Genomic DNA, 6902 nt, shown 5'->3' on the forward strand with positions numbered 1-6902 from the left:
CCTGGGTTTCGGAGATTTGAGCACATGTCGGGGTTTCTCGGATCGCAACCCCTCGATTTCATTGGAGGTGGGTTCGGAAAATCGCCGGAATGCATAGATACACGTCACATGCAAAGAGTATTGCAGTGGCAGCGAGTACACGCTATTCTGATAGGCATGTACATCCGAGCCACCTCCCGCCGGAACAAGGACGGCTCCGTCGTCCGCTATTACCAGCTCGCCCACAACGAGTGGGATCCCCAGCGCAAGCGCTCCACGGCCCGGGTCATCCACAACTTCGGCCGGGCGGACGAGCTGGACCGCGATGCCCTGGTGCGGCTGTGCCGCTCGATCGCCCGGGTCTGCGGGGTCCGGGTGGAGGACCCAGACATGGACGCGGCCGAAGGTCCCTCGGGGGAGGAGGCCGGCCTTCCCGGGGATGTGCGGTTCCTGGGGAGCCGGGAGTTTGGGATCGTGTGGCTGGCCGAGGCCCTGTGGGAGCGGCTGGGGATCGGGCCGTGCCTTCGGAAGCTGGAGCGCACGAGCCGGGTCACGGGGCGTGGGTACGAGCGGGCGGTATTCGCCATGGTCGCCAACCGTCTGAGTGCGCCGGAGTCCAAACTGGGGGTGTGGGAGCGGTGGCTGGGGCGGGTGTACCTGCCCTCGTGTTGGGGGCTGGGTCTGGACCGGCTCTACGAAGCCATGGACTGGCTCTACGAGCACGCGGAGGCGGTGGAGCGGGAGGTGTTCTTCCACACGGCGGATCTGCTGAACCTGGCCGTGGACGTGATCTTCTACGACACCACGACGGCCTCGTTTGCGATCGACGAGGAAGACGATGCGTCGTCGGAGGGGATTCGGCGGTTTGGGCACTCCAAGGAGGGAACCTGGAGCCCGCAGGTGGTGGTGGCGCTTGCCGTGACGCGCGAAGGGTTTCCGGTCCGGAGCTGGGTGTTCCCGGGGAACACCACGGACGTCACCACGGTGGAGCGGGTGCGCAAGGATCTGCGGGACTGGCGGCTGGGGCGGGTGGTGTTCGTGGGGGACGCGGGCATGAACTCGGCCGGGAACCGGGAGGCCCTGGCGCGGGGGTGCGGCCACTACATCCTGGCTACCCCACTGGGGGAAAGCGAGATCCGCGACGAGGTGCTCTCCCGGGCGGGACGGTACCGGAAGTTTGGGGAGAACCTTTGGGCCAAAGAGGTTGTTATCGGGCAGGGGGTGCGCCGGAGGCGCACGATCCTGTGCTACAACCCCAGGGAGGCCGAGCGCCAGCGTGCCCGCCGGGAGGAGGTGCTCCGGGAACTGGAAGAGGAGTTGGCCCGGCATCCGAGCCTGGACGCCACCCAGAAGTGGGCGGCGGAGCTTCGGGCCTCCCAGCGCTACGGCCGCTACCTCACGGTGGGGGGCAAGGGGAAGAAGACGCTTCGGATCGACCGGGCGGCGGTGCGCCGGGCCGAGCGCACGGACGGCAAGTGGGTGATCGAGACGAACGACGACACACTGCGTGTGGAACATGCGGTCCAGGGCTACCGGGGGCTGATGGTGATCGAGCGGTGCTTCCGGTCGATGAAGCGCACGCAGATCCGGATGACGCCGATGTGGCATCGGCTGGAGAAGCGGATCGTGGCGCACGTGAAGCTGTGCGTGCTGGCGCTTCTTCTGGAACGGGTGGCGGAGCACCGATGCGGGAAGAGTTGGGCGCGGATCGCACACGCTCTTTCGGGGCTCACGGCCGGGGAGTTCGAAGCGAAAGATCATCGATTCTTCCAGCGTTCGGAGATCACCCCTGAACAGCGACAGATCTTCAAAAGCCTAGAGATTACAGAGCCTAAGAGGGTTTTTGGCATCCGGACGAGTCCCGGATAGCCCCGAGAAACGATAGATACACACGTTCACAAGGGCACGAGTGGAACATCCCGAAGATACGAGGGATTTCCCTCCGTGTCGCCCTAGAGCTCCGAAACCCAGGTATCAACCCGGCGTCAATACAGGCGCGCAAGGAGATCGCGAGGGCATGGGGCCTGCTTCCGGCCGGGCGCGAGTGCGGCACCCGATCGCCGCGCCTTTCCATGCCGTTGCCGGCTCGGCAGGCCGGTGCGGCGGTGGCGGACGGTCCGGATCTTCCAAAGCGACCTAGGCGTGGTGATGGCGCGGCGAGGTGAGGGGCCGCCCCCGGTTCTCCACCAGCCCACCGCGGGTTTCCGTAGAAACGACGGGGATCTGACAATACTTCCGTTGGCCTTAGCAATACGGTTGCCGCGAACAGGTCGCCCCTCGCGGCCTTCCAGCGGTCCAGTTTCTCAGCCTTCCAGCATGGAAAGGAGTGCCGGCGATGAAGACGGTGGAAGAGATCCGGGTCGGCGATCGAGCGAGCCTCGTGCGGGAGGTTACCGAGGCCGATCTCGCGCTGTTCGCCGCGGCGAGCGGCGACACGAACCCGATCCATTTTGACGACGCCTATGCCGAGTCGACCTTCTTCAAGGGCCGGATCGCCCACGGGATCCTGTGCGCGAGCTTCATCTCGGCCGTGATCGCCGGGAAACTGCCCGGTCTGGGCACGATCTACGTGAGCCAGACATTGAAGTTCAAGGCGCCGGTGCGGATCGGCGATCGGATCACGGCGGAGGTCGAGGTGCTCGAGGTGGACCCGGAAAAAAACCGGGTGCGCCTCAAAACCACCTGCACCAACCAGGACGGGGTCGTGGTTCTGGACGGGGAGGCCGTGGTCATGCCGCCCAGGCGAAAGATGCCCGAGGCAACCCTCGACGAGATCGAGGAGCGCAAGCGGGCCCTGGAGCAAAGCCTCTGGGCCTACCGCGACACCGTTCTCGAGCGGCGCCGGGCGGCCGAGGAGGCGATCCGCGAGTCGTTGGAGGGGTAGGGGCTCGGAGATCAGAAGGCAGAGGACAGAAGACGGAGGACAGGTGTTGTCTGACACCTGTCCCCTGAATTCTGACCCCTGATACGCGCCTGGACCCGCTCAGATTCGCAGGCCGCCGTCCACCTCGATCACCCGGCCGTGCACGTAGTCGTTCTCTAAGATGAATTTGAGGGCGTGGGAGATCTCCTCGGGCCGGGCGAGACGGCCCAGGGGGATCATGGCCTCGATCTTTTTTAGCACGTCCTCTCGCATCTGGGCGGTCATGTCGGTGGCCACGTAGCCAGGGGCGAGCGCCGCCACCCGGATGCCGTAGCGCACGAGCTCCTTGGCCCACACCACGGTCATGGCGTCGAGCCCCGCCTTGGTGGCCGAGTAGTTGGTCTGGCCGATGGCGCCCGCCCGGTTCACCGACGAGATCGGCACGATCACCCCGCCGGTGCCCTGCTCCACCATGCGCTTGGCCGCCTCGCGGCCGCACAGGAACACCCCGGTCAGGTTCACGTCGAGGACCTCGCGCCAGTAGGCCGTGGGCATCGTCTGGACGGTGCCGTCCTTCTTCTTGACCACCAGCGCGTCCCTCGTGATCCCCGCGTTGGCCACGAGCACATCGATGCCCCCGAAGTGGCCCACGAACGCGTCGAACAGTTCGACGACGTCGCTCTCGGAGGCCACATCCGCCCGGCGGGTCCAGATCTCGAGGCCCTGGGAGCGGGCCTCTTCGGCGAACGCCCGGAGCCGCTCCTCGCTCGTGGCGCACACCCCCACCCGGGCGCCGGCCTGGGCCAGGTCGAGGGCGAACTGCCGGCCCAGGCCCCGAGCGCCCCCGGTGATCAGGATCCTGGATCCCTCGATCTTCATCGGCCGCCTCCTTCGGGCCTTCGGGCCCTACACCCGCTCCTTGACCCAGTTGGCGATGGTGGGCGCGAGCTCCCGCTGGGAGCGGCTGCTCACGTAGATGCCGATGTGCCCGCCCGGGAAAGAGAGGGTGGTGAAATCCTTCGTGCCCACGTACTTCTCCAGGGCCTTCGACGAGCTCGGGGGAACCAGGTGGTCCTCGTTGGCGAAGATGTTCAGGACCGGCATGGTGATGTTCTTGAGATCCACCCGTCGGCCGCCGATCTCCACCTCGCCCTTGATGAGCTTGTTGCCCTGGTAGAATTCCTTGATGAACTGGCGGAACGCCTCGCCGGCCTGGTCGGGGCTGTCGAAGATCCACTTCTCCATGCGGAGGAAGCTCCGCAGGTTCTCCTCGTCGTCCAGAACCGACACGAACCCCACGTACTTCTGGACCATGAGCTGCCAGGGCTTGAGCATCAGGAAGCCCCAGTTCATGAACTCGCCCGGCACGTTGCCGAACGCCTCCACCATGGTGTCCACGTCGAGGTGCTGCGACCAGATGTTCAGGAGCCCGTCCTTCACGTGGAAGTCCACGGGGGTCACCATGGTGATCAGGTTCTTGATGTTCTCCGGGTGGAGCGCCGTGTAGCACAGGCTGAACGTGCCGCCCTGGCAGATGCCCAGGAGGTTGATCTGATCGAGACCGTGGCGCTTCTTGATCACCTCGACGCAGGAATGGATGTAGCCGTTGATGTAGTCGTCGAGCGTCAGCCACCGCTCGGCCCGGTCCGGGTACCCCCAGTCGATCAGGTAGAGGTCCATGCCCTGCTCCAGGAGGTTGCGGACCATGGACCGGTCCTCCTGGATGTCCACCATGTACGGCCGGTTCACGAGCGCGTACACGATGAGGATGGGCACCTTGCAGGGCCGCTTCTTCTTCGGGATGTAGTGGTACAGGACGACGTCGTCCTCCCGGTACACGGCCTCCTTGGGCGTGGGGGCCACGTCGATCTCGCGGATGTCCACGATGGAGTCCAGGCCGCGGACGAGCTTGCGGTGGAAGTCCACGGCTTCATGGATCGCCTGGTCGGGATTGATCTGGATCGGGAACACGGCTTACCCCTCCTTTGTCTCGGTAGAATCGGAACCCTCGGCCTTGGCCGGGGAACCGGGTTTGGTGTCCGCCGCAGGCTTGGCCGCCCTTCGGGCGCGGCGCGGGGGTGCCGGCTCGGCGGGGGCCGCGGCCTTCTCGGCCTTGAGCGCCTCGAGCTCGCGCCGCAGGGTCCTCACCTCCCTCCGGAGTTCGTGGAGGTGCCGGTACGCATCGTCGAGCTCGGTGCGGGTGGGCAGGTGGAACGCCCGGGCGAACTCCTCCACGAGCTGGCGCTCGTGTACCTTGTAGTGCATGGCGGCGTTCACGAACCGGCCCTGGATCCGGGCGAACGACTCGGTGCTCGCCACCTCGAAGTACGCCCGCTCGGCGCACGCCACCCAGAGGTCAAAGAGCTGGCGGGCGCTCGTGATGGGTTTGCCCTTCTCGGCCCGTTCGACGAGTTCCCGAAGCATCGTTTCGAGGGCCCGGATGCCCGCGTTCGTGATCTCCACCTGGAACTCGCCCTGGGCCTTTTGCATCTCGAGCCAGGTTTCGTAGGCCCGGGTGAACTTCTCCTGAAACTCCCGGGTGTAGCCGATAGCCGGCGCGGCCAGGTACCGGCCCAGGGTGTTCTGGTAGGTGTCCCAGAACACGTTGATCATCTTGAGCACCGCGGCACGGTCGCCGGTCATGGCCTCGCCCAGGTACCCCCGGGACTCCTGGGCCGAGCGGAGCCAGGGGAGCGCCAGTTTCTGGGCCTCGGAGGCCCAGAGCCGCCACAACTCCGGAAGCTCCCGCGCGGTCTGGGCCGCGCCCTGGGCGCTGGGAAGCCAGCGCAGGGGGTCTTCCTCCAGGTCCTTTTTCACCTGCTCCACGTACCGCCGAAGGAGGTCCGACCAGTCCTCTCCGGCTTCGAGCCGGGGGGCCAGGGTTCGGAGGCCCTGGGTCACGAACTCCACGAACCGGAAGAACACCTCTTCCCCGGCGAAGAGCGACCGGATCACCTGGGGCGGCAGCCCCCGCCGCTGCCCGGTCCAGGTCTCGAGGGCCCGGGCCCAGTTGCGGCGCCACTCCTCCACCCACGCTGCCCAGGGGCCGTCGCCCTTGCCGGCCTCGGCGCCGGTGCGGGGCGTCCACTGCTCCCACCACGCCTTCTGCCAGTCGGTCCAGGTCTTCGCAGCCTGTTGCATCTCTTCGGCCCAGTTCATGTCCATTCCTCCTGGTGGAACCTCAGGAACCGCCTTCGGTCCACGGCCGCCCGTGGTCCCGAAGCACACATCTCTACCGTTTTTTGTCCTCGGGTCTCGCCTTGCCCTCGGTCCCGGTTTCCCCCGTCCCGAGCCAGGTGCGCGCCCACTCCATCTGGGCGTCGAGGGCTTTCTGGGTGAGCTCCGCCCATTGGTCGACCGCGGAGGTCACGTCGGGCGCCACCCCTTCCTTGTCCCGCAGCAGGGTGCGCAGGTGGCGCACCGTTTCCTCGGCCTGCTCCAGCCGCTCTTTCAATTCCTCGTACCGGCGGAGGAGTTCCACATAGCGGTACCGGGGGACCACGCCGAGGAGATCCCACCACCGCTCCAACACCTCTTGGAGTTCCCCCGGGTCCGCCGGCCGGGACTCGGCGGGGAGCCACGCCTTGGCCCACCGGGCAAGTTCCTCCGGGGAGGGGGGCTTCGTCCCGAGGCTCTCGAACGCCTGGCGGGCCGCGCCGGTTCCCTCGAGGATCTGGGTGCTCCAGCGCAGCCACTCTTCCCACAGTTTCGGGTTCACGGGTTGTGGCTCCTTGGGTGCGGATTTTCGTTTCCCAGAGCGGAAGGTCGGCGTAACTTAACTGCGGTGCTGCACTGCGTCAACAGAACGACAGGGTAAAGTCGGGTACCCGAACGGATATTTCCTGGCGGGGAACCGGTGAATACCTGTTCAGTACTTTTTCCGAGCGCCGGCGACGCGCCCAAGGGTTTCCGGTGAATGCGCGGCGTGATACCCTTCGGGGGACTTCGGTTGGGAGGCTGGGAAGCTGGGAGGCTGGGAGGCAAACCCCTCTGGGATTCCCGTTTCTCCGACGGTGCCACCCGCCGGCCCGGCCCCCTCACCCTGGCCCTCTCCCCCAAG

Annotated in this window: 6 protein-coding genes; 2 read left to right on the forward strand and 4 right to left on the reverse strand. The window is 66.4% G+C overall.

Annotation, left to right across the window (positions count from 1 at the left end; translation table 11 throughout):
- Positions 1 to 156: 156 nt before the first annotated feature.
- Positions 157 to 1848 (forward strand): IS1634 family transposase, encoded by a 1692-nt coding sequence (locus tag ACY0I8_RS14840; RefSeq protein ID WP_461395362.1) that lies wholly within the window; start codon positions 157 to 159, stop codon positions 1846 to 1848.
- A 466-nt stretch (positions 1849 to 2314) separates the two neighbouring features.
- Entirely contained in the window at positions 2315 to 2863 is a 549-nt protein-coding gene (locus ACY0I8_RS14845) for a MaoC family dehydratase (RefSeq protein WP_461395363.1), read from the forward strand.
- Positions 2864 to 2962: 99 nt separating this feature from the next.
- On the opposite strand, the gene ACY0I8_RS14850 is transcribed toward ACY0I8_RS14845, so the two are convergent.
- The 4 genes from ACY0I8_RS14850 to ACY0I8_RS14865 all read right to left on the reverse strand — a co-directional run bounded on the left by ACY0I8_RS14850 (position 2963) and on the right by ACY0I8_RS14865 (position 6560).
- Entirely contained in the window at positions 2963 to 3721 is a 759-nt protein-coding gene (locus ACY0I8_RS14850) for an SDR family NAD(P)-dependent oxidoreductase (RefSeq protein WP_461395364.1), read from the reverse strand.
- 27 nt (positions 3722 to 3748) lie between these two features.
- Positions 3749 to 4813 (reverse strand): class III poly(R)-hydroxyalkanoic acid synthase subunit PhaC, encoded by a 1065-nt coding sequence (locus tag ACY0I8_RS14855; protein ID WP_459942188.1) that lies wholly within the window; start codon positions 4811 to 4813, stop codon positions 3749 to 3751.
- Positions 4814 to 4816: 3 nt separating this feature from the next.
- On the reverse strand, positions 4817 to 6001 hold the full coding sequence (phaE, locus tag ACY0I8_RS14860) for a class III poly(R)-hydroxyalkanoic acid synthase subunit PhaE (RefSeq protein WP_461395365.1): 1185 nt from the start codon (positions 5999 to 6001) through the stop codon (positions 4817 to 4819).
- Positions 6002 to 6074: 73 nt separating this feature from the next.
- Positions 6075 to 6560, reverse strand: a complete 486-nt coding sequence (locus ACY0I8_RS14865) for a hypothetical protein (RefSeq protein WP_461395366.1) — start codon at positions 6558 to 6560, stop codon at positions 6075 to 6077.
- Positions 6561 to 6902: the final 342 nt, after the last annotated feature.

Source organism: Deferrisoma sp. (assembly GCF_054681715.1).